This is a genomic window from Deinococcus grandis, from assembly GCF_001485435.1.
GTDB lineage: Bacteria > Deinococcota > Deinococci > Deinococcales > Deinococcaceae > Deinococcus > Deinococcus grandis.
This window is the reverse complement of the sequence record NZ_BCMS01000001.1, coordinates 2,812,501-2,835,010: the sequence shown is the minus strand read 5'-3', so window position 1 is coordinate 2,835,010 and position 22,510 is coordinate 2,812,501. Positions and strand designations below refer to the sequence as shown.

Genomic DNA, 22,510 nt, shown 5'->3' with positions numbered 1-22,510 from the left:
GCCCCCAGCCCCTACAGGTAGACCTGACAGCCCCGCGCGATCAGCGTGTCGAAGGCGTCCGGCAGCTGCTCGATGCGGTTCCAGCGCAGGTCGAGTTTCCGCAACCCCGGCAGGTGCGCCAGCCCCTCGGGGAGGCTGGTCAGTTCGTTGGCGCGCAGGTCGAGGGTGTGCAGCGCGTGCAGGTCGCCCAGCGAGTCTGGCAGGTGCGTCAGCGCGTTGAAGCGCAGGTTCAGCGTGGTCAGGCGGGAGAGGTGCCCCAGCGAGTCCGGCAGTGCCGTCAGTGCGTTGCCCTGAAGGTCCAGGACCTCCAGCGCCCCGCACCCGCCCAGGCTGGTGGGCACCCCGGTCAGGCGGGCGTTCATGACGTGCAGTTCCCGCAGTGAGCCCAGCGCCCCGAGTCCGTCCGGCAGGGCCTCCAGCGGGTTGCCGTACAGCCGCAGCTCGGTCAGGGCGCGCAGGTCGCCCAGCCAGTCCGGCAGGCGCGTCAGGGCGTTGTCCGTCACGTTCAGGTACGTCAGCGACCCCAGGTGACGCAGGGACTCCGGCAGCTCCGTCAGGCGGTTGTGGCTCAGGTACAGGAACGCCAACTGCCCCAGCCCGCCGAACACGTCCGGCAGGGCATCCAGCTCGTTGTGGCCCAGGTCCAGCATCCGCAGCTCACGCAGGTCACCCAGCGCGTCCGGCAGCCTCTGGAACTGGTTCGCGGACAGGTTCAGCGTCCGGAGTCCCCGCCGCGTCCACACCCAGTCCGGCACGTCCGTCAGCGCGTTGTCGTACACGCTGAAGACCGTCAGGTCCGGCGCGGCCTCCCGCCCCGGCAGGGCCTCCAGACCCAGCCCGTCCAGATTCACGCGCCGCACTCCCGACCAGTCCGGCAGATTCAGCAGGGCCGCCCCGCGCAGATCCGAGAGGTGCTGGTGAACGGGCATGGGGACAGCAGACATGCCCGCAGTGTAACGGCAGCGGGCACGGCGCGGGCATGCACATGAGCTGTGGGCTCGGAGGATGCCTGCTCATGCCTCACAGCCCACAGCCCGGATCAGTCTTTCTTGGGCAGGGCGAGGCCCATCTGCTGGTACATCTGGTACTGGGGGGCGCCGCCGAGCATGTTCTGGCCGCCGTCGACGGGCAGGATGACGCCCGTGACGTAGCTGGCGGCGTCACTCACGAGGAACAGGGCGGCGTTGGCGATGTCCTGCGGGATGCCGAAGCGGCCCAGGGGAACGGTGCTCATGAATTTCTGGCGGGTCTTCTCGTCGGGGGCGAGGCGGGCCATGCCCTCGGTGCCGTCGATGGGGCCGGGGATGATGGCGTTCACGCGGATGCCGCGCAGGCCCCACTCGACGGCGAGGGTGCGGGTCAGGGCGTCCACGCCGGCCTTCGCGGCGACGACGTGCGCCTGCATGGGAACGGGGACGCCGTATGCGCTGATCGAGAGGACGTTCCCGCCGGGGGTGGTCAGGTGGGGCGCGCAGGCCTTGATGGTGTTGTACGTGCCGAGCAGGTCGATGTCCACGACGGTCTTGAAGCCGTTGGGGCTGATGCCGTCCACGGGCGCGGGGAAGTTCCCGGCGGCGCCCGCCAGGACGATGTCGATGGGGCCGAAGGCTTCGACGGCCTGCGCGGCGGCGGCCTGCATGGCGGCGATGTCGCGCACGTCGGCACTGACGCCGATGGCCTGCCCGCCCGCGTCATTGATGCCCTGCGCGGCCGTCTGGGCTTTCTCGAGGTTGCGGCCCAGGATGGTCACCCGGCAGCCGTGCGCGGCGAAACTCTGCGCGATGCCGAGGTTGATGCCGCTGCCGCCCCCGGTGATCAGGGCGTGCTTGCCCTGCAGGAGGTCGGGGCGGAAGGTGCTGTCGGCGGTGCCGGGCTGGAGGGTACCGGGATTCTGGCTCATGGTGGGGCTCCTTGAGGGGGTCTGAGGGGCGGAGGGTCTAAAGGTCTAAGGGTCTCAGCGGTCCAGGTCGAGGGTCTTCGACTCTTCGACCCTCGTCCCTCGACCCTACTTCAGCGCCTGGGCGAGGCCGTCGGTGGTCATGTGCTGGGCGTTCCAGCGCACGGCCTGTTCGAGGCTCTGCGCGTGGGACAGGTGCGCGTGGAGGGTGCGTTTGGTGCCTTCGACCGCGCGGGGCGGCAGTGCGGCCAGCCCCGTGGCGAGGGCGTTCGCCCGCTCGAACAGCGCGTCCGGGGTGGGGAGGAGTTCCGTGATCAGCCCCCAGCGTTCGGCGGTGGGCGCGTCGATGGGGTCGCCGGTCAGGGCGAGGTGCGCCGTGCGGCCGGTGCCGATCAGGTGGGGGAGGCGTTGCAGGCCGCCCAGGTCGGCGGTGATGCCGAGTTTCACCTCGGGGAGGCTGAAGCGGGCGTCCGCGCTGGCGACGCGGATGTCGCAGGCGCTGATGAGTTCCAGGCCTGCGCCGATGCACCAACCGTGCACGGCGGCGATCACCGGGATGGGCAGCGCGGCGAACGCGTCGATGGCGGCGTGCATCTCGGCGACGACCGCCGCGAAGGCGCCTGGGTCGCCCAGGGTGGGGGCGATGACGGGGGCGCTGGCGCGGACGTCCAGTCCGGCGCTGAACAGGTCCTGGCCGCGCAGGATCAGCGCGCGGGCGCCGCCCAGTTCGGTCAGGACGCGGGGAATTTCGGGCCAGAAGGTCGGGCCCATGCTGCCCTTCTTGCTCGTCAGGGTCAGCGTGGCGACCTCACCCGCGTGGGTGAGATTCACGTTCTGGAATGTCATGCGTCCACTCTACCCCGCGCGGTGGACCGGGTTCAAAATTCCCCGCGCGGGTCCGGCTGCGCGGGCCGCACAGGTGCGCGCCGCTGCACTAGAATGCCCGGCGATGTCGGCCGTTCCCGTCCCTGCCGAGCCCGCCCCGGTCCCGGCGCAGGGCGCCGCGCACGCCCCCAGCCTGCGGCAGGTGCTGCTGCGCCCGTTCGTGCTGCCGTTCGCGCTGCTGCTCGGGGTGGGCAGCCTGGTCGCGTACGGCGTGAACCAGAACGACGAGGCACTCCAGCAGGTTCTCGACGCGCAGACCCGACTGCAGCTCATCACGGATCTCTCGCAGCAGGTCTCCCTGATGGAAAACGGGCAGCGGGGCTTCGTGATCACGGGACAGAACGACTTCCTGCACCCCTACGAGGACGGCAAACTGGCCTTCCAGGCCGACGTCTTCGCGCTGCACGACCTGAGCGTCACCGCGCAGCAGCGCACGAATCTGGCCCGGGTGCAGGCAGCGGTGGCCCGCTGGGACGAGGTGGCCGCGCAGCCGGAGATCGGCGTGCGCCGCGACTCGCTGGAACGCGCCGCCGCGCGGGTCGGCAACGGCGTGGGGCGCACGCTGCTGGACGACGCCCGCCGCGTCCTGACGATCATGGCGACGAACGAAACGGCGCGCCTGAACGCCGCGACCGACCGCAGCAGCGTCCTGCTGAGCCGCGTGCGGCTGGTGACCGTGGGGGGGCTGCTGCTCAGCATCGCCCTGCTGCTCGTCACGGCGTACCGCGTCACCCGCACCGTGAACCGCACCGTGCTGGAACTCAACGGCGCGGCGCAGGCCATCGCGCAGGGCGAGTACGCACGCCGCACGCCCCCCATGCCCGTGCGGGAACTGGCGCAGCTGGGCGCGCAGTTCGACGCCATGGCCGCTGCCGTGCAGGACCGCGAGGCGCAGCTGCGCGCCACCGCCGAGGCCCTGCAGGCCAGCAACATGCACCTGGAACGCAGCAACCGCGAACTCGAACAGTTCGCGTACGTCGCCAGTCACGACCTGCAAGAACCCCTGCGGACCATCGGCAGCTACACCGAACTGCTCGCCCGCCGCTACCACGGCAAGCTGGACGACCGCGCCGACCAGTACATCGCCTTCACGACCTCCGCCACGCTGCGCATGAAGACCCTGATCCAGGACCTCCTCGCGTACTCCCGCGTGCGCAAGGCGCCGCGCACCACGCACGACGTGAACCTGGGTGACCTGACCCGCGACATCGTGGCGGACCTGGCCGTGCAGATCGAGGGCCTGGGCGCGCAGGTGGACGTCGGCCCGCTCCCCACCGTGCACAGCAACCCCGAACTGCTGCGCCACGCCCTACAGAACCTCATCGGGAACGCCCTGAAATTCCAGCAGCCCGGCGTGCCCCCCCGCGTGCGCGTCACTGCCGAGCGCGAGGCGCGCCGCTGGGTGATTCACGTGCAGGACAACGGCATCGGCATCGCGCCGGAGTACCACGAGCGGATCTTCGGGGTGTTCCAGCGCCTGCACGGCATGGACGAGTACGCGGGCAGCGGCATCGGCCTGGCCGTCACCCGTAGCGCCGCCGAACAGCTCGACGGGGACCTGTGGCTGGACAGCACCCCCGGCCAGGGCAGTACATTTCATCTGGCACTGCCGCTGACGCCCGCCCACACCGGAGACCCCCTATGACCACCAGACCAGTCGAGATCCTGCTCGTCGAGGACAACCCCGCCGACGTCCTGCTCACCCAGGAAGCCTTCGAGGAAGCGGACTTCCCGCACCACCTCAGCCACGCCCGCGACGGCGTGGACGCCCTGAACTTCCTGCGCCGCAGCGAGGACCACGCAGGCGCGCCCCGACCCGACGTGATCCTGATGGATCTGAACATGCCCCGCATGACCGGCCTGGAACTGCTGGACGTCCTCAAGGAGGACGACGAGCTGCGCAGCATTCCCGTGATCGTGCTGACCACCAGCCGCGCCGAGAGCGACATCTGGCGCAGTTACAACCTGCACGCCAACGCGTACATTCCCAAGCCCGTGTCCATCGCGGAATTCGTGGAGGTCATCCAGTCGCTGGAGAACTTCTGGTTCCGCAAGGTGGCGTTGCCGCACCCTCCCCGCCCCTCCTGACGGCAAAGAAGCACGGCCCCCGGATCCGCATCCGGGGGCCGTGCCATGGGGTGGTTTACATCGAGGCGACGTAGTCCGAGCGGCGCGCGCCGCTGTCCACGATCTCGCCGCCGTGACGGGCAACGGCGTCCATCAGGACGTCCTGGGGCACACTGTCATGCACGGCCACCACGCGGCCACCACTGTTGATGGTGCTGTCCATGCGGTCGTAGTAGGTATCGTCCACGTCGTAACGGTCATCCACCTTGCCGGTCTCATCGACGCCCATCGCGCCGCCGGTCGCGCCGACCGCCGCGCCCACGCCCGAGCCCAGCGCCGCCATGCCCAGGATCACCGGGAGGGCCAGGCCGCCCGTGGCGATGGTCGCGCCGGTCGCCAGGATGCCCGCCGCGGCGCCCACCACGGCGCCCACGCCCGTGCCCTTTACGGCGCCCGCACCGGCGTCCTCGGGGGTGCCGCCCACGCCGTCGGCATCCATGGTGAGGCTGCCGGGGCCGTCAGCGCGCGTATCGGCCACGTCGGTCGCGGCGCTGCGGCGGGTGTAGGTGCTGCTGCCCATCGTGGGGGCGATGACGCCCTGGGCCTGGAGGTCAGCGGTGAACGCATCGGCCGCAGCCGCCGTCGGGAACAGAATGTGTTTCATGCCTGTCAGTCTTCGCTGCCGCCTTCCCGGAACCATGAGAGTGCCCGCAACAGCCATTGGGCTGACCCTGAACGGACACTGAGACGGGACTCATACGGACTCCGATTGAATGGCTTATGAAGCCGTTCAATCCGAGCGGATGCGAGGAAGAGAGAAACGGATTCCGGACGTGGAGTTGGCAGATCGGTGGCGTTCCGATCTGTCAACGAAACAAACGGAATCCGTATCACAAAGTGGTGGCTCAGCCGACCTGTTGCGCTTCGAACAGCCGTGCGGGTTTCAGGAACTCGTCCTGCGCGGCGACGAGCTGAATCTCGCGGGTGCCCGCCACGTGCGTGCGTTGCAGCAGGGCGTACAGGGCGCTCATGGACAGGCTCAGGGCCTGCGCGGCGTCCCCGCCCCGCAGGTAATGACCCAGGAACAGCGCCGCGATGGCGTCCCCGGTCCCGTTGCGTGGCGGGTCCAGCGGCAGCAGGGGCGTGCGGCACAGCCACGCGCCGCCGTCCGTGACGACCAGCGTTTCGATGCTGCCCTCCGGCGCGCCGCTGCGGACCAGACTGGTCACCACGACGATCCTCGGCCCACCGGCGCGCAGCCGCTCCCGCAGGGCGCGGGCGGCCTCCAGCGCGTGCTCCAGCGTGTCCACCGTGTGCCCGGTCAGGAGTTCCAGTTCGAACTGGTTCGGCGTGACGACATCCGCCTCGGGAATCGCCTGCGCGGCGATCAGGTCCGGCAGTTCCGGGCGCACGAACACGCCGCGCCCCACGTCGCCCATCACCGGGTCGCAGGCGTACAGCGCGCCCGGGTTCGCCACGCGCACGCGCCGCACGGCGTCCACGACCGCCGCGACCGTGCCCTCGCTGCCCATGTACCCGCTCAGGACCGCGTTGCAGTCGCCCAGCGCGCCGCGCGCCTCGATCCCGTCGATCAGGTCCGCGACCTGTTCGGGCGGGAACACCGCGCCCGTCCACGCGCCGTACCCGGTGTGGTTGCTGAACTGCACCGTGTGGATCGCCCAGACCTCGAACCCCAGGCGCTGCAGCGGAAACACGGCGGCGGCGTTCCCCACGTGCCCGTACGCCACCCATGACTGGATGCTCAGGATGTTCTGAGGCAGTGCCGGAGAGGTGACGGCCGGTGACAGTGCAGGCTGGGCGGCGGGCGGGGCGTCCTTCATGCCGCCCAGCATACCCGCCCCCAGGCGCTGACCGTGATTCCCGGCGTGCTACTCGGCCTTCAGGGTCAGCGGGCCGAACGCGCGGGCCCACACGTCCGCCTTCTCACGCGCACCCTCCAGATCCAGCGGCGTGGCCCCCTGCACGCCCAGCTGCCAGCCGTCACGCGTGCGGGTCAGGCCGGTCACGCGCGCCGCGCCCGCATGCGAGCGGTCCAGGCCGTCCGCGACCCGCAGGATGCCCACCCAGCGCGTCACGAGCGCCTGATCCGCTGCGCTGAGCGCCGCGAACTCCGGATGCGACAGCTTGGGCGCACTCTTGCGGTGGTAGCGCGACAGCAGCGCCACCAGCTCGATCTCCCGCGGCGTGAACCCCCGCAACTCCGCGTGCCGGATCAGGTACGCCGAATGCTTGTGATGCGCGCTCTGCGCCACGATCTGCCCCACCTCATGCAGCGCGCCCGCCGCCGTCAGGACGCTGCGCGCCTCACCCTCCGCCCCCAGGTCCACGCCCAGCGCCCGCAGGCGCGCCAGGAGCTCACGGGCCAGGGCCGCCACCTGCCGCGAATGCGACAGATTCGCCCCGAATCGCTCCGCCATGCCCAGCACGCTGCGCTGCCGCGCACTGATCGACGAACTGTACGCCTCCAGCCGCGTCAATTCCTCGATCAGCATGCCCTCACGCAGCGCACCCTCGCTGACCGTGAACTCCTGCGCGCCCAGCACGCCCAGCGCCGCGTGCAGCGTCGCCAGCCCCGCCACGACCGTGTCCGCCCGGCGCTCCAGGCCCGGCACCCGCGCCCGCGCCGCGCCCTTCAGGCCCCGCACGTACTCCAGCAACTCGCCCAGTTCCGTGACGCTCAGGCGCGTGCCGTTCACGCCACGCGCCTCCTCGCCCCGCCGCGCCAGGATCGCCTCGGCCGCCGCCTCCGCCGTACCGCTCGACAGCACCACCCGCGTCCCCGGCCGCACCCGGAAGCGCCCCACATGCGGCTCCAGCGCCTCCCGCACCGCCGCGTCCAGCGCCGCCAGCTCCCGCCGCCCCGGTGGGTCCGCGCGCAGGAACGCGTCCCGCATCCGGATCGCCCCCAGCGGCAGGCTCAGCACGTCCAGCGCCCGCGCCGCGTCCCCCCGCGCGAACTCCAGACTCCCCCCACCCAGATCCAGCAGCACGCTGTCCGCCCCCAGCTCCACCGCATGCGCCGCGCCCAGGTACGTCAACTCCCCCTCACGCACCCCACTAATGATCACCGGATACACCCCGGTCCGCGCCAGCATCCGCGACGCGACCTCCGGCCCGTTCGGCGCCTCCCGCAGCGCACTCGTCGCGCACACGTGAATCTCCGCCACGCCCGCCCCCGACGCCAGCGCCCGGAACCGCGTCAACGCCGACGCCAGCCGGTCCTCACCCTCCGGCGTCAGGTTCCCCAACCCGTCCAGGCACTCGCCCAGCCGCGTGCGGTCCTTCAGGGCGTCCAGCACCCGGTACCCGCCCGCATCCCCACGCGCCGCCTCCGCGATGAGCAGGTGACTGGAATTGGTACCCACATCCGCAACGGCAACCCTCATGGGCAGCAGCGTAGCGCAGCGCGCCTCAGGGCCTCACGTCCCCCAGCCACAGCCGCTTGAAATCAATCCGGCCGTACGCGTCCGGATGCACGTCCCGGATCAGCGGATGCACCGCGCGGCGCTTGACGCGGTGATGCGTGAGGTGCAGGTGATGCCCGCCCAGCAACCTGGCCTCCACGCGGGTCATCAGGGCCTCCAGCGCCGCCGCGTCGGGAGCCACGCGGTACCCGTCCAGCAGGGCGTCCACGTCGCGCAGCACGTCGGCGGGCAGCAGGCGGCGGAACAGCAGCTCCGGCTGCTTCAGCGCCGACCAGAACGACAGGTGCTCGTCCGACCCGGCGATCTCACCCATGAACGCCAGATCCACGTCGTCCCCGGCGTCCGGCAGGGCGTCCAGCGGCGCCGGAACGACCTGCATCGGCAGGCCCAGGCGGGCGGCCCGCGCGGCCAGCCAGTCGGCCTCCTGCCGCGCGCCCGGCAGGTCCAGCACCCACACGCGCAGCGGCGGCCCGGCGTACGCGGCCCGTGCCAGCAGCGCCTGCGCCCGTGCCAGCGAGTGCCCACGCGGCGGACGGTTCAGGCTGCGGCGCGGCAGGAACGACGTGGCCGGCAGCAGCCGCTCGGCGCGGCCCGATTCGTGCCAGAACGCGCGGATGTCGTGCAGTTCGACCACCGCCGCGCGCAGCGCCGCCGACCGCGCGGCGGGCCGGTGGGCGTTCCAGATCAGGAAATGCACGCTGTTCTCCGGCACCCAGCGCTCGACCGGGTCCTCCGGCACACCCGATACGTCCAGGGCAGGCGGCGCGTCCCCACGCAGCTCGGGCACCAGGAACACCTCCACCTCGTCGATCAGCGGCCGCCCCGCGAAGTGTGCGTCGAAGGCCTCCAGCCGGAACCCGCCGTCCAGCGCGTGCCAGCGGAACGCCCCAGTCCCGACCGGGCGGCGCTCGTCGAACGGCACGTCCCACGGGAGGATCAGCGCCTGCTCGTGCGCCAGCCGCCGCGGGAAGAACAGGTCCGGCCGGTCCAGCGTGACCTGCACCGTGAACGGCGCGATCTCCCGCACGTCCAGCACGCCGCCCAGGTACCACGGCGCGCCACGCCGCACCCGCTCCAGCGTGAAGCACACGTCCTGCGCGTCCAGCGTCCGCCCGTGATGGAACTGCACGCCCTTACGCAGGTGAAACACCCAGCGGCGCCCCCCGTCCGGCGTGCCCCAGTGATGCGCCAGATGAGGCCGCAACGTCCCCGCCAGCGGATCGAAGAGCAGCAGCGGGTCCAGCACCTGCGTCAGCAGATGCGCCTCCGCCGCCGAGTTCACCGTCAGCGGATCCAGACTGGTCAGGGGCCGCGTCACCACCGTCCGCAGGCGATCCGTGCCCGCCGGACCCACCCCCAGCCCGAACGTGCCACGCACCGCGTCCGTCAGCACCCACGCCCGCGGAAAGCCCAGCCGCGAGAGGCGCGCCAGATCCGCCGCCGCGCCTGCGGCCGCCAGACCCGCCGTCAGGGCCGCCAGTTCCCCCTCCATCCCCGTCGCGAACGCCACCCGCGACGTGTTCCCCCGCCCGCGCCCCGGCGTGTACACCAGCCGCCCCGAAGCGTGCAACCGCGCCAGCTGCCGTTTCGCCGTCCGGTCACTGCACCCCCACCACCCCTGCGCGTCCGCCAGCGTCACCCGATGCCAGTCCCGCACCCCATCCCGCGCGTGCAGCGCCGCCCGCAGCGACAGGTACGGCCAGTCCGGCACACGCGAATCAACAGGAAAAGGGGACACCATCACGCCACTATGCGTCTTTTTTCCCCCTTTCCACCTGCGCCACCCTGAACGCATGTGGCGCACCCTGCACCCCAACGTGAAAACCCGCATCACCACGTCATTCCTCAGCCGCGTCGTCGGCAGCATGGTCTTCCCCTTCATGGCCATCTACTTCACCGCCCACCTCGGCGCCGCACTCGCCGGAACACTGCTGCTCGTGGCAGGCATCGTGCAGTTCCTCGCGGGCCTATACGGCGGCGCCCTCGCCGACGCCCTCGGCCGCCGCCGCACCCTCCTGACCGGCGAAGGCCTGAAACTCCTCGCCTTCACCCTCATGCTCCTCGGCAACCTTCACGGCCCCAACCCCTGGCTCACCTTCGCCGCGCTGCTCCTCGTCAACGTCTCCGGCGGCCTCATCAACCCCGCCGCCGAAGCCATGCTCGTCGACGTCAGCACCCCCGACACCCGCACCTTCATGTACGCCGTCAACTACTGGGCCGTGAACCTCAGCATCCTGATTGGCACCCTCATCGGCGGCTGGCTGTACCACGACCACTTCACGCTCCTGCTCGCCCTGCTCGTCGGCATGAGCGTCCTCACCGCCGCCCTCTGCACCGCCCTCATGACCGAAACGCGCGCCGCCAGCCCCACCGCCCGCACCGACCTCGGCCTCAAACCCCTCCTGCGCAGCTACGCGCAGGTCATCACCGACCGCCCCTTCCTCCTCTTCGTCCTCGGCGGCATCCTCATCCTCAGCATCGAATTCACCCGCACCAACCACATCGCCGTGCACCTCGCCCAGCACTTCCCCCACACCGACTGGCACGGCCTCACCCTCGACGGCATCCGCGCCGCCAGCGTCCTCACCGCCATCAACACCCTCCTCATCGTCGCCCTCACCGCCCCCGTCGCCCGCTGGCTCACCGGCCGCGACCCGCACCGACCCATGCACGCCGGCTTCGCCCTCTTCGCCCTCGGCTTCGCCGGACTGGCCTACAGCACCCACCTCCCCACCCTGGTCGCCGCCACCGTCATCCTCAGCATCGGCGAACTGCTCTACGTCCCCACCCGTCAGGCCCTCCTCGCCGACCTCATCCCCGAAGAACGCCGCGGCGCGTACCTCGCCACGCACGGGCAAGTCTTCACGATCAGCAAATGGGTGGCCGCACTGGGCCTCCCCTTCGGCGCCGCCATCGGCGGGGCAGGCATGGCTGCCGCACTGCTGCTGCTCGGCGCGCTGGGGAGCCTGTTCACCGCGCTGGCGCTGCGTCCGGGAGCGGGGGGGAGGCTGGCACGGGCTTGAACGGTGGAATGTGGGCGCCTGCGGCGGGCCTCCCCACCCCCCAGCCCCCTACCCCAGAGGGGCAGGGGGAGCAGCGTTGCACTGGGCAAGGTATTTCTCGGGCTTGGCGTGTGGGTAATCGGCGGGGACGGCCACTGATGGGGCTGCATGCCTCCGGGTTCGCCGCGTTCGCCCCGCGCGCTGCGCGCACGACGGGCTCGGTTGCCACGACGATGGGTTGGCCCTACATCGTGGTGCGACCCGGAAGGTTCTACTTTTTGGGCTATTGCAGAAGCGGTCTTTTCAAAGTCGATCAGCGGATCCCTGCAAGTTGCCCAGCCAACGACCGCAGACCACCACCGGCCGTCGTGCGCGCAGCGCGCGGGCCTTGCGGGGGGGCGGCAGGATGGCGTCGAAGCCAGACACGTCACCGCCCATTACAAGACCGCCGCACCAGAAACAACTCTTGCCCAGTGCAACGTAAGCCCCCCCTGCCCCTCTGGGGTAGGGGGCTGGGGGGTGGGGAGGCCCGCCGCAGGCGCAGCCACACAACATCAAACTCGGCGTTACGCCCGCTTCAGCTGCCACTCCGTGAAGCTGCTGTACGGCGTGAAGCCGAGTGCGACGTTGATGCCGAGCATTGGGGGCGTTTTCGTTGGCGTTGTTCGTCTGGATCCAGCGGGCGCCGGGGCAGGCGTGCAGGACGTGGTCGAGCATGGCGGCTTTGACCCATTTGCCGAGGCCCTGCCCGCGCGCGGAGGGTCGCACGGCGGTCGCGCCCTGGTAGACGAGGGTGGCGCGTTCCGGCATCCAGAAGACCTCGCTGTACGCGTCGAGCCTTCCAGTGCGGGTGTCCTCGACGGCGAGCATGTGGCGGGTCTCGTTGGCTTCCTCGATCATGGTTTCCCAGGAGCGGATCATGTCGGGCGTGATCGTCCAGTCGTGTTGTTCCAGGTCGCCGCGGGGGGCGGTGTTCATGACCATCATCATGTCGGCGACGCGGGTCAGGTACTCGTCGGGGACGCGCTGCCAGAGGTGCAGGCGGAACGGGTCACCGTCGGGGCGGGCCTGCCAGCGGCTCAGGAGGTCGTGGTCGAGGGTGGTGAGGTCCAGGCGACTCTGGCGCATGGGGAGGGCGGGTTGCGCGCCCAGTGCGGTCGCGAAGGCTTCGCCGGCGGGGCTGCGACTGCTCGTGCCGAAGGTGAGGGTGCCGCGTTCCAGCTTGTCGGCGTGGGTGAGGAGCTGGGTCATGACGGCGCGGCCCAGGCCCTGGCGGCGGGCGGTGGGGTGGACGGTGAGGCGCAGGTGGGCCATGTGGGTGTTCTGCTCGAGGTCGTAGGACAGGCTGCCCCAGGCCAGCGCGTGCTCGCCGTTCCACACGGCGTAGTGCGCGGTGCGTTCGGTGGGCAGCTGGTGCGTGAGGCCCACGGCTTCGGTTTCGGGCAGGAGGGCCGGGTCGTCCGGGTGGGTGTGCGCGAAGGCGTCGGCGAGGCGTTGCCCGACGGCGAGGCGTTGCGCGGGGGTGGCCGCGTGCGGGTCGAAGGGGGTCACGGTGGGCCAGCCGGGTGCCGGTTGGGCCTGGGGTTCCGGGGTGGTCTGGGGCGCGGTGGAGGTCATGTTCGCAGTGTGCGCCCCGCCGGTCAGCGCGGCATGCGCCGGATGGCGGAGGGGATGAGTAGGCCAGATCGGCGCTTGCGGGGCGCTACGCTGCGGGTGTGTTCGCGCATGCCATCGGGTTTGACGACGCGCCCTTCGCGCATGGCTGGCGGGGCGACGTGCCGGTGATCGGGACCGTGTACGCCCGCGCCACCCTGCATGGGGTCGTCAGTGGCCGCGTGAGGCGTGACGGGCGCAACAGCACGGCCGAACTGGCGCGGCTGGTGAACCAGTCTCCGGAGCACATTCAGCTGATCCTGCTGCAGGGCATCGCGCTGGCGGGCTTCAACGTCGTGGACCTGCACGCGCTGCACGCGCAGACGGGAAAGCCCGTGCTGGTCGTCGCGCGGCGCGCCCCGGACCTGGATCGCATCCGCGCGGCGCTGCTGACGCGCGTGCCGGGCGGGGCGCGCAAGTGGGCGCTGATCGGGGCGGCCGGGCCGATGGAACCCTGCGCGGGGGTGTTCGTGCAGCGTGCCGGGCTCACGTTGGCGCAGGCGCAGGGGGCGCTGGAGGCGTTCACGGTCACGGGCTGCGTTCCGGAGCCGCTGCGGGCCGCGCACCTGATCGCGCGTGGGGTCACGCAGGGGCACAGCCGGGGTGGACGCGTCTGAATGGTCCTCACATCTGACCCGGCTGGAACTTCACCTGAGGGGCGGGGCGCGGGCGCGATCCGGGCAGTGCGCGCGGCACCGTCCCCGTAGGCTTGGCAGGACTTCACGCTTTCCTGAACTCTCAAGGCTTCCATCAGGTGCGGTCAGCCTGCCGTCACGCGTTCGCCGCAGACTTGATCTCATGAAAAGCAACCTGACCGCCCTGCTCGCCCTCGGGACCGCCGCCGCCATCAGCACCGCCGGTGCCCAGGCGAAGATCAGCGCCCAGAGCATCATCGTGAACCCCACCCAGCCTGACCTGAGCGTCAGCGTCCGCATCAACAAGGACACGACCGGCAACCAGAACCCCGCGTACCGCATCGACGAGCCGATCAGCGTCAGCACCACCGTCAACCGTGACGCGTACGTGTACCTGTTCAACGTGAACCCCGACGGCAGCGTCGATCAGATCCTCCCCAACCGCCTGAGCGGCGAGAACTTCGTCAAGGCGAACACCACCACCACCTTCCCCGCCGCCGGCGCGAACTTCACGTACACCGTGGGCGGCCCCATCGGGCAGAACAAGGTCCTGGCCCTGGCCAGCCTCACCCCGCTGAACCTCTCGCAGATCAGCGAGTTCAAGACCGCGCAGGACCAGTTCGCGACCGTCAAGACCCAGGGCGGCCAGACCGGCCTCGCCCAGGCGCTGAGCATCGTCGTCAATCCCCTGCCGCAGAACAGCTGGGTCAGTGACACCGCGTTCTACACGGTCGCTGCGCAGAACCCTGTCAGCACCGGCAGCCTGTTCGTCGGGACGAACGTCGGCAACGCGACCGTGATCCTGAACGGTCAGCGTCTGGGCGGCGCGAACGTCACCTACAGCAACCTCCGCGCCGGGACGTACCCCGTTCGCGTGCAGGCCCCCGGCTTTACCGATTTCACCACCACGGTCACGGTCCGCGCTGGCGGCACCACGAACCTGAACGTCGAGTTCGCCCGTCCCATCGCCGCCCCCGCCCCCACCAGCGGCAACCCGGTCCTCGACCTGATCGGCAACCTGCTCGGCGCGATCGCCGGGACGACCATCCAGGATCCCGCCCGCAGCGCCTACGACCAGAAGGTCCGCGACCTGCAGAACATGGGCTACACTCTGCAGCAGACCCGTCAGACGACCACCGGGTACACCGGCACGCTCGTGAAGGGTGCGACGACCGCGACCCTGACCGTGGACCGCGGCGCGAACCGCACCGTGCGTGTGAACGTCAGCGAGAGCACCACCTACCAGTACTGATCCACCACATGAAGGGGGGCCGCGCAGCGAATGTGCGGCCCCCCTTCTGTTGGTGCTTCCCGGTGCCGCTGGTCAGGCCTGCATCTGCCCGCGCAGGAACGCCATCAGGCCCCGGATGTGCTCGCGGTCGAAGCGGAACTCCACGCCCGCCGCGCGGTACAGCTCGGGCACGCTGACGGTGCTGCCCAGGCGCAGGCTGGCGCGGTAGCGGTCCAGGGCACCTGCGGCGTCGGCCTGCGCGGCGCGCCAGATGCCGGTCGCCGCGAGGTAACACATGGCGTACTCGATGTAGTAGAAGGGCACCTGGAACACGTGGTAGTACTGCCAGCCCTTCGCGCGGGCCCGTTCGTCCAGCCCGTCCCAGTTCACGAACGGGTGGAAGGTCCGGTCCAGTTCCAGCCACTTCGCGTCCAGCGCCTCGATGCTCACGTCCTCTGGGGCCTCGGCGTACAGCCAGTGCTGGAAGGCGTCCATCTGCGCCGCCCACGGCAGGAACGCGATCACGCCCTCCAGCTGCTTCTGGCGGTAGCGGGCCAGTTCCTCAGGCGTGAAGGCGTGCCCCAGGTGATCCAGGGTCAGGAACTCCATGGCCATGCTGGGAATCTCCACGAACTCGATGGGACTCCAGCGGTTCCACACGAGGGGCTGCGCGTCCCCGCTGTAGAAGCCGTGGAAGGCGTGCCCCATCTCGTGGAACAGCACGCGGACGTCCTCGGCGGTGCCCACCACGTTCATCAGCACGAACGGTTCGTTGTGCGTGGGGAAGTACTGGCAGTACGCGTGCGTCATCTTGCCCGGGCGGGATTCCAGATCCAGCAGGCCACCCGCGCGCATCTGCCCGAAGCGCGCGCCCAGGCCCGCGTCGAGCGCGTCGAAGGTCACCTGCGCCAGCGTCTCCAGCTGCGCGCCCGTCTGGAAAGGCGCCAGCGGCGCGCGGCCCCGCGGGTCGAGCAGGTTGTTGCGGTTGTAATCCCAGGGGCGCACCGAGTCCAGGCCCAGCTGCGCGGCGATGTCCCCGGCCAGCTGCGCGGTCAGCGGCACGACCTCGTCCCGCACCGCCTCGTGGAACGCGGCGCAGTCGGCGGGGGTGTAGTCCACGCGGTCGAGGACCTTCCACTGGTAGTCGCGGAAGTTCACCTCGTCCGCGTTGCGCGCCAGCTGCCAGCGCGTGGCGAGCAGGTCCCGCATCACGCCGTCCAGGTCGGCGGCCACGCCCAGGTTGCTCGCGGTCAGGGCGCGCCACACCCCCTCACGCTCGGCGCGCTCGGGGTGGTCGAGGCGCTGCCTGGCCTGCGGGATGGTCAGCGCCTCGCCGCGCAGCGTGACCCCCTGGTTGCCCGTGATCACCGAGTGGCGGTTCTTCTGCTCCTCGTGCGTGACGCCCAGCGCCACGTTCGCCTCGCGGTACAGCGCCGCCTCGTCCCGCATGCGGCGGTACGTCAGCGCGAAACCGGCGTCCGGCACGTAGTCCGGCACGGCCAGCAGCTTCTCCTTCAGGGCCTGCTCGGCCCGTGCCGCCTCGGGCATCACGGTCCCCGTGAACGCCTGGAAGCGCGATTGCACGTCCGGCTGATCGGTGTGCAGGTCGGCGTGCGTCGCGAGTTTCGCCGCGACGCTGTGCAGCTCGCCGCTCAGGTCACTCCACGTGCTCAGCCACGCCGGCACGTCCGCCGCGCTCAGCGGAGCGTCCAGCAGGGCCTGCACGCGCGGCGCGAACGCCTCCCAGCGGGCCAGGGCGTCCGGGACGGCCAGGGTGGCTTCAACGGCACTCAGATCTGTGGCGGTCATTGGCGCGAGTGTACCGTCCGGGCCGTGAACCCCGTCATTCTCGCGGCTGCGCGCGATTCGGCCTGCCCGGACGACCCCCACCCCGGCCGGTGTCGGGCAGCGCCTTGATCTCCGCGTCCGTCAGGCGGCGCAGTTCCGCGGCGGGCACGTCGGTCAGGACGCCCTGATCGGTCGTGACGTCCACCGTCCCGACCAGCGGGTGCAGCTTCGTGACCTTCCCGCACGCGCCGCTCCCCTCATGGCACACCCGGGCGTTCTTGCGCGGCAGGTCCTTCAGGAGGTCGAGGTACTGGGTGTGCTCGAACTGCAGGCAGCACAGCAGCCGCCCGCACGGCCCGGACAGTTTCTCCGGGTTCAGCGGGAGCTGCTGGTCGCGCGCCATGCGGATACTGACCGGCGCGAAGTCCTGCAGGTGCGTCGAGGAGCAGTTCTCGCGGCCACATGCGCCGAGCGTGCCGATCATCTGCGCCTGCTCGCGCGGGCCGACCGCCGCGAAGTTCACCCGGGCGCGCGTGTGCCCGCGCAGCTCGCTGATCAATCCGGTCAGTTCGATGCGTTCCTCGGCGCTGTAGCTGACCGTCACCAGGCTCTCGTCGAGCGTGAACTCGACCGCCACGACCTTCACCGGGAGGCTGCGCTGCCGGGCGCGGGCGCGCAGCAGCCACTTCAGGTCCTCGCCGGTGGCATGGAGTTCCTCCCAGCGGCTCAGGTCCTCGGGCGTGGCGGCGCGCAGCACCGCGCCGTAGCGCTCCTGCTCCTGCGGCGGGGTGGGTTCGCCGCGCACGGTCGCGACCTCGGGGCCGCGTTTGCCCTGCACGACCACGCGGGTGCCCACCGGGTGCGCGACCTCGCTCAGCATGGGGTGCAGGCGGGGACTGCGCTCGAAACGGATGGGCAGGACGACCATGACGCGCAGGATGTCACGCCACGCGGGGGGCCGTCGAGACCCCGTGCACAAAGCCCCCACCACGCACAGGGCGGGGCAGGGGAGAGCCGCAGGTCAGAGGATGCGCTGCCCGAGCAGGCTGGCGGCCATGCCCACCATGACCTCCGCCGTCTGGTTGCGGGTGTCGAGGATCGGGTTGACCTCCACGATGTCCATGCTCGTCACGCGGCCCGACTCGGACAGCAGTTCCATCAGGAGGTGACCCTCGCGGTACGTCAGGCCGCCGGGGACGGGCGTGCCGACGCCGGGGCACACGCTGGGGTCCAGCGCGTCCGCGTCGAAGGACACGTGCAGCCGCTGGGTGCCGCTCAGGCGCTCCAGGGTCTCCTCGTGGATGCGGGTGATGCCCAGCTGGTCCACGTCCTTCATGGTGTACGCCTTGATCCCGGCCTCGCGCAGCAGGTCGCGTTCATGGGGGTCCACGCTGCGGATGCCGATCATGACGATGTCCTCGGGGCGCATGTGCCAGCCGCCGCCCAGCCCGGTCAGGCGCGGGTCGCCCAGCCCGGTCAGGTGCGCGACCGGCATGCCGTGAATGTTGCCGCTGGGGCTGCTGCCCGGCGTGTTGTAGTCGGTGTGCGCGTCCACCCAGATCAGGCCCATGCGCGCCCCGCCCGGGGTGCCGCGCAGGGCGTTGCCGGTCACGGTGCCCATGCTGACGCTGTGATCCCCGCCGATCGTCAGCGGGAAGGTATCAGCGGGCAGCGCCGCGAGGCGGTCACGGGTGCCCTGGCAGGCGTCCAGGATGGACTCCAGGAACACCATGCCCCCTTCCTCCAGCTTGTCCACGCTCTCGGGCAGCGCCACGCGCACGTCGCCCAGGTCGGTCACGCGGTGGCCGAGGTCGCGCAGCGCGCGGGTCAGGTGGGCGTTGCGCAGCGCGGACGGGCCCATGTCCACGCCACGGCGGCCCGCCCCGAGGTCCATCGGGATACCCAGAATCGAGAGGTTCATGCACTCCAGCCTAAGGGGTCCGGGGCGGTATGCCTCACGCCTGCAACATTATTTCCACGCGGCGCGTTCAGATGAGAGGCGCTGAGTATTCAGGTGAATATTCATGCTGGGCGGTAGTCATCCGGTGCTGCTCAGGTGGCGGCGTGCGCCCACAGGATCAGCGGGCCATCCTCGTCGCTGTCTCCGCGGCCCACCTGCCGGAAGCCCAGCTTCGTCAGGACCCGCGCGCTGGCCGGGTTGTCCACGGCGGTCTCAGCCGTGACGGCTCGCACGTGCGGCCCCGCGTGCAGGTACGTCACCAGCGCACCCACGCCCTCGGTGGCGAGGCCCTGCCCCCACACTGCCGGGTTGAAGCCGTACCCGATCTCCAGCGCCCCCTCCGGCGAGGCGGGCCCCTTCGTGCCCAGCATCCCGACCGCCTCGCCGGTGTCCCGCTGCACGGCGATGAACGAGCCCGCTACCTCGGCCTGTTGCCCGGTCATGGCTGCCAGCATCCCCGGAAAGACGGGGAGCGGATCGCCCGGCCACTCCGGCTCGAACGTCACGTCCAGCGGCCCGTCCGGCCCGGGCAGGGGCAGCGTGAACGCTTCGGCCTCCAAGCGGCGCGCGATCACCGCGCGGGACAGGGGCAGCAGCAGCAGGCGGGGCGTCTGGAGGACCGGCACGCCCGCACGCTAGCGCGACCCCTCTCCCCGGAGTGTCGCGCGGGGGTACACTCGTCCATCACGCGCAGTACCCCCGGTCTGGCCGCCTTCGGACCACCCTCATCCTGACCATGACGCCGCCCGCCCTGCCCCCCCTGTCCCGCGCCCCGCTGGGGAAGCGCGTCATGGTGCTGGCCGATCACGTCCACCCGTTCGTGTACCGCTCGGCGTTCCCGCAGGGCGTGCCCCCGGTGGACGCGGTACTGGCCGCCGGGGACCTGCCCGGCTACTACCTGGAGTTCCTGGCGACGAAACTCACGGTGCCCATCATCTACGTGCACGGCAACCACGAGAACGAGTACGTGAACGAGGGCGAGGGCCGCATTCCCCCGCGCGGCGTGATTGCCGCGCACGGCCGCGTGATCGAGGAGGCCGGGCTGCGCGTGGCGGGCTGGGGCGGCGTGCCCCGCTACCGCACAGACGGCGAGGGGCAGTACACCCGCGCGCAGGCCCGCTGGGGGCTGGGGCGGCTGGCGTGGCAGGCGCGGCGCGGCGTGGACGTCCTGCTGACGCACGCGCCCCCCACCGGCCCGCACGCCGGGAGTGACTACGCGCACCGGGGCTGCCCGGACATCAGCGCGTTCATGGCCCGCCGTCACCCCCGCCTGGTCGTGCACGGGCACATCCACGAGTACGAGGGGAAGAAACTGGAGTACCTGGACCCCGAGAGCGGCGCGCGGGTCATCAACGCGTACGGGTACCACATCGTGGACCTGTAGCGGCTGAATGAGTTGGTGTCGTCTGGAACAGTGTTCCCTCTGCGCCATTTTGCTTAAGGCCCGCTGTAGATCCGGCACATGCGGCGCTGACACTGGCGGGGCATACTTCGCCTCGGCCTGGTGAGGTCGCCCCCCACGGGGCGAAGGCCGAGAGGGAGACGCCCACCTCTTCACCAACGGGCGCGCGAGCAGGTCGCAGGCCACCCGGCCAGCGCGCGGAAGGTGCAAGTCCTTCAACCTGACCCAACCAGAGTTTTCCCTGACCGCCCCGGACCCCACCTCCGGGGCGGCGGTCTGTTGCGACCCCGCACGCCACTGGCTGTTGCTAGGCTGCCCGGTATGCGCCCGCTGCCGCTCCTGCTGGTCCCACTGCTGCTGAGTGCGGGCGTCGCCGGGGCCGCCCCCCTGACCGTGGAGGTGAGGTTCGACCTGCGGGCCGTTCTGGTGAACCGCGAGGCCCCCAGCGCCCTGACCCTGCACGCCCCGGGCCGCGCGCCGCTGCCCGTGCGGCTGAGTGGCCCGGCCAGCGTCACCCACCCGGAATCCTTCGGGCTGCTGCTGCCCGTCCGCGTGACCCTGCCCGCCGCGCCCGCCGGGGAGCTGCGCCTGCGCGGCCCGCTGTTCGTGTGCGGCCTGCGCGAACGCGTGTGCCGCCGCGTGGACCTGAACCTCCCCGTGCCCGTCACAGCGGGCGCGGCGCGCGTGACCGTCACGGACGCCGACCTCGCCCCACGCCGCAGCCTGTGGCCGGGCCGTTAGCATGACCGGATGACCAGTCATGCCCCCAAAACGAACGCCCGCCACCTGCGCGACTTCCACGACGCCATCGGCGAGGACCGCCGTGACACCCCCACGCCCCCCGACCGCGCCCTGCTGACGCTGCGCCGCACCCTCATCCAGGAGGAGGCGGCCGAGGTGGACGTCGAATTCCAGGCCCTCGCCGCCCGCCTGGACGCCGGGGAGACCCTGGCCGCGCACGACCTGACCGCCCTGGCGCACGAACTGGCCGACCTGCTGTACGTCACGTACGGCGCCTTCGACCGCCTGGGACTGGATGCCGACGCCGTGTTCGCCGAGGTCCACCGCGCGAACCTGACCAAGGCCAGCGGGCCGCGCCGCGCCGACGGGAAGATCCTCAAACCCGAAGGGTGGCAGCCCGCCGACGTGCGCTCGGTGATCGAACGGGCAGTGGGCGGTAGGTAGAGGGGAGTGGGCAGGAGGGAGTGGGAAAAGAGGAAGGGCACCGCCGATCTGGGGTGCCCTTTTTCTGTGGTGTTCCTACACCCCACAGCCCACAACCCACAACCTCCTCAGAATGGCGGTTCGTCGTCTGCGCGTGCCGGGGCGGGGCGGGCTGGTGCGGGGGCCGGGCGGGTGGGGGCGGGCCGCGCGGCCTGGGTGGGGGCCTGCGTGGGCGTGCCGGGGCGGGCGCCGGGCGTGGCGTAGCGGTCCTGGCGGCGGCCGCCGCGGAAGATGGCGAGGGTCACGTACTCGAATTCGCCGTCGCTCTTCTCGCGGATGTGCTCGGGGTCGGTGCTTTTCGCGCCGCGGGAGTACTTGACGGCGGCGGGGAGTTTCATCTTACGGCTGTCGACCGCTTCGAGTTCGCGGCGGCGGTAGGCGTGCCCCTTGTGGATGACGAGGTCCTCGCCGTCGGGGCTGGTCCACTTGCGCGCGCCGATGAGGTGCCAGTCGAAGTCGGGTTCGTTCTCCAACGGGAACTGGTAGCCGCCGCTGGGGATCTCGCCGCTGGTCCAGCCGAGGCGGCCGTACTGCCGCTGGGTGTCGAGGAGTGCCGAGGCGTTCTCGACGTCCACGGTGACTTTGGCGCCCAGGTCGGTGGTGAATTCAATATGTAACATCTGACCTCCTTATGTAAATAACATAACATGGCCTGGGGGTTCTGAACAGTGGCCGCTCAACCTTCCCGGCGCAGCACGTAGAAGGCCCGCTCATCCTCCCGCGCCAGATCCACCACCGCGAACCCCCGCGCCAGCGCGCCGCCCAGCACGTCACGCAGTGCCAGCCGCCACGCCCGCCGCACCGGCTCCGGCAGAGCGTCCACGCGCAGCGGCACCTCGGCCAGCAACGTCGGGGCGATCAGGACCTCGCCCTCCAGGGGCAGAGGCACGCCCGGCCCGTCGCCCAACGCCTCCAGGACCCGCAGTCCCTCCGGTCGCGGGGCCGGACGTTCCACTGGGCCGCGCGCCAGATCCCACTCGATCAGCAGGCGGTCCGCCGGAAACGCCCCGGCACGGTCCTCCTCCAGCGCGTACCAGTCCGGCAGGTACGTCCGCGCGGTGGCCCCCAGCTTCCCCAGGTTCAGGCGGGCATTCCTCGTCACCAGCGGATCGAAGGTCCACGTCATGCGGGTTAGGCCCTGCGCCAGTGCCAGCCGCCGCTGCACGTCCTTCAGCGCCACCGCCAGCCCCGAGCCCCGGCAGGCCGGATCAACGGCCAGCAGGTGCGAGTGATGCCACACCGCGCCATCCCGCAGCGCCGGGAAGCCGAACGCCAGCCCCACCGGCCGCTCCGGCTGATCCAGCGGGTACGCGCCCAGCA

General features: G+C 71.0%; 22 protein-coding genes (1 of these 22 cut by a window edge). 8 read left to right on the top strand and 14 right to left on the bottom strand.

Translation table 11 applies throughout. From position 1 onward, the window contains the following. Positions 1-11: 11 nt before the first annotated feature. The 3 genes from DEIGR_RS13715 to DEIGR_RS13705 all read right to left on the bottom strand — a co-directional run bounded on the left by DEIGR_RS13715 (position 12) and on the right by DEIGR_RS13705 (position 2,743). On the bottom strand, positions 12-944 hold the full coding sequence (locus DEIGR_RS13715; protein ID WP_083524067.1) for a leucine-rich repeat domain-containing protein: 933 nt from the start codon (positions 942-944) through the stop codon (positions 12-14). A 95-nt stretch (positions 945-1,039) separates the two neighbouring features. After that, entirely contained in the window at positions 1,040-1,900 is an 861-nt protein-coding gene (locus DEIGR_RS13710) for an SDR family oxidoreductase (protein ID WP_058978104.1), read from the bottom strand. Positions 1,901-2,005: 105 nt separating this feature from the next. Continuing rightward, the gene (locus tag DEIGR_RS13705) at positions 2,006-2,743 is read right to left on the bottom strand and encodes an enoyl-CoA hydratase-related protein (RefSeq protein WP_058978103.1); all 738 of its coding nucleotides are present in this window, start codon (positions 2,741-2,743) and stop codon (positions 2,006-2,008) included. Between the two features lie 103 nt (positions 2,744-2,846). Here DEIGR_RS13705 and DEIGR_RS13700 point away from each other — a divergent pair, with 103 nt between their 5' ends. Both DEIGR_RS13700 and DEIGR_RS13695 read left to right on the top strand, forming a co-directional pair. Further along, positions 2,847-4,427, top strand: coding sequence for a sensor histidine kinase (locus DEIGR_RS13700; RefSeq protein ID WP_058978100.1), 1,581 nt, complete (start codon positions 2,847-2,849; stop codon positions 4,425-4,427). Further along, positions 4,424-4,870: a response regulator gene (locus DEIGR_RS13695; protein WP_058978099.1), complete on the top strand. Its 447-nt coding sequence runs from the start codon at positions 4,424-4,426 to the stop codon at positions 4,868-4,870. Before DEIGR_RS13700 ends, DEIGR_RS13695 begins: the two co-directional genes overlap by 4 nt. 55 nt (positions 4,871-4,925) lie before the next feature. Here DEIGR_RS13695 and DEIGR_RS13690 read toward each other — a convergent pair whose 3' ends face one another. The 4 genes from DEIGR_RS13690 to DEIGR_RS13675 form a co-directional block, all read right to left on the bottom strand. Next, positions 4,926-5,513: a hypothetical protein gene (locus tag DEIGR_RS13690; RefSeq protein WP_058978097.1), complete on the bottom strand. Its 588-nt coding sequence runs from the start codon at positions 5,511-5,513 to the stop codon at positions 4,926-4,928. Between the two features lie 241 nt (positions 5,514-5,754). After that, positions 5,755-6,690 (bottom strand): pyridoxal kinase PdxY, encoded by a 936-nt coding sequence (gene pdxY / locus DEIGR_RS13685; protein ID WP_058978095.1) that lies wholly within the window; start codon positions 6,688-6,690, stop codon positions 5,755-5,757. Positions 6,691-6,738: 48 nt separating this feature from the next. After that, positions 6,739-8,256, bottom strand: coding sequence for a Ppx/GppA phosphatase family protein (locus tag DEIGR_RS13680; protein ID WP_058978093.1), 1,518 nt, complete (start codon positions 8,254-8,256; stop codon positions 6,739-6,741). Between the two features lie 25 nt (positions 8,257-8,281). Further along, complete coding sequence (locus DEIGR_RS13675) at positions 8,282-10,006, bottom strand: ABC transporter substrate-binding protein (RefSeq protein WP_058978091.1); 1,725 nt, start codon at positions 10,004-10,006, stop codon at positions 8,282-8,284. 82 nt (positions 10,007-10,088) lie between these two features. Between DEIGR_RS13675 and DEIGR_RS13670 the strand changes: the two genes are divergently transcribed. Next, positions 10,089-11,318 (top strand): MDR family MFS transporter, encoded by a 1,230-nt coding sequence (locus DEIGR_RS13670; RefSeq protein ID WP_058978089.1) that lies wholly within the window; start codon positions 10,089-10,091, stop codon positions 11,316-11,318. A gap of 282 nt (positions 11,319-11,600) precedes the next feature. Here DEIGR_RS13670 and DEIGR_RS13665 read toward each other — a convergent pair whose 3' ends face one another. Then, positions 11,601-12,914: a GNAT family N-acetyltransferase gene (locus tag DEIGR_RS13665; RefSeq protein WP_236704752.1), complete on the bottom strand. Its 1,314-nt coding sequence runs from the start codon at positions 12,912-12,914 to the stop codon at positions 11,601-11,603. A 98-nt stretch (positions 12,915-13,012) separates the two neighbouring features. On the opposite strand from DEIGR_RS13665, the gene DEIGR_RS13660 reads away from it, so the two are divergent. Further along, positions 13,013-13,567, top strand: coding sequence for an endonuclease dU (locus DEIGR_RS13660; protein ID WP_058978086.1), 555 nt, complete (start codon positions 13,013-13,015; stop codon positions 13,565-13,567). Between the two features lie 181 nt (positions 13,568-13,748). Further along, entirely contained in the window at positions 13,749-14,837 is a 1,089-nt protein-coding gene (locus DEIGR_RS13655) for a DUF4384 domain-containing protein (RefSeq protein WP_058978084.1), read from the top strand. A 72-nt stretch (positions 14,838-14,909) separates the two neighbouring features. On the opposite strand, the gene DEIGR_RS13650 is transcribed toward DEIGR_RS13655, so the two are convergent. The 4 genes from DEIGR_RS13650 to DEIGR_RS13635 form a co-directional block, all read right to left on the bottom strand. Further along, positions 14,910-16,625 carry a M3 family oligoendopeptidase gene (locus DEIGR_RS13650; RefSeq protein ID WP_058978082.1) on the bottom strand — a complete coding sequence of 572 codons (1,716 nt, stop codon included), beginning with the start codon at positions 16,623-16,625 and terminating at the stop codon, positions 14,910-14,912. Between the two features lie 34 nt (positions 16,626-16,659). Continuing rightward, on the bottom strand, positions 16,660-17,532 hold the full coding sequence (locus DEIGR_RS13645) for a PSP1 domain-containing protein (protein ID WP_058978080.1): 873 nt from the start codon (positions 17,530-17,532) through the stop codon (positions 16,660-16,662). 93 nt (positions 17,533-17,625) lie between these two features. Next, positions 17,626-18,525: an arginase gene (rocF, locus tag DEIGR_RS13640; RefSeq protein ID WP_058978078.1), complete on the bottom strand. Its 900-nt coding sequence runs from the start codon at positions 18,523-18,525 to the stop codon at positions 17,626-17,628. Between the two features lie 131 nt (positions 18,526-18,656). Further along, positions 18,657-19,190: a GNAT family N-acetyltransferase gene (locus DEIGR_RS13635; protein WP_058978076.1), complete on the bottom strand. Its 534-nt coding sequence runs from the start codon at positions 19,188-19,190 to the stop codon at positions 18,657-18,659. Positions 19,191-19,300: 110 nt separating this feature from the next. On the opposite strand from DEIGR_RS13635, the gene DEIGR_RS13630 reads away from it, so the two are divergent. The 3 genes from DEIGR_RS13630 to DEIGR_RS13620 all read left to right on the top strand — a co-directional run bounded on the left by DEIGR_RS13630 (position 19,301) and on the right by DEIGR_RS13620 (position 21,151). Then, positions 19,301-19,948 carry a metallophosphoesterase family protein gene (locus DEIGR_RS13630; protein ID WP_058978075.1) on the top strand — a complete coding sequence of 216 codons (648 nt, stop codon included), beginning with the start codon at positions 19,301-19,303 and terminating at the stop codon, positions 19,946-19,948. A gap of 339 nt (positions 19,949-20,287) precedes the next feature. Next, positions 20,288-20,707, top strand: coding sequence for a hypothetical protein (locus DEIGR_RS13625; protein ID WP_058978073.1), 420 nt, complete (start codon positions 20,288-20,290; stop codon positions 20,705-20,707). Positions 20,708-20,716: 9 nt separating this feature from the next. Then, the gene (locus tag DEIGR_RS13620) at positions 20,717-21,151 is read left to right on the top strand and encodes a pyrophosphohydrolase domain-containing protein (RefSeq protein ID WP_058978072.1); all 435 of its coding nucleotides are present in this window, start codon (positions 20,717-20,719) and stop codon (positions 21,149-21,151) included. 107 nt (positions 21,152-21,258) lie between these two features. On the opposite strand, the gene DEIGR_RS13615 is transcribed toward DEIGR_RS13620, so the two are convergent. Together DEIGR_RS13615 and DEIGR_RS13610 are read right to left on the bottom strand one after the other, a co-directional pair. Continuing rightward, positions 21,259-21,810 (bottom strand): single-stranded DNA-binding protein, encoded by a 552-nt coding sequence (locus tag DEIGR_RS13615; RefSeq protein WP_058978070.1) that lies wholly within the window; start codon positions 21,808-21,810, stop codon positions 21,259-21,261. A gap of 56 nt (positions 21,811-21,866) precedes the next feature. Next, positions 21,867-22,510, bottom strand: partial view of an acyl-CoA acyltransferase gene (locus tag DEIGR_RS13610; RefSeq protein ID WP_236704808.1) — the 3' portion only. 181 nt of this gene lie beyond the right edge of the window; the window shows 644 of its 825 coding nt (coding positions 182-825); the start codon falls outside the window, past its right edge; its stop codon occupies positions 21,867-21,869.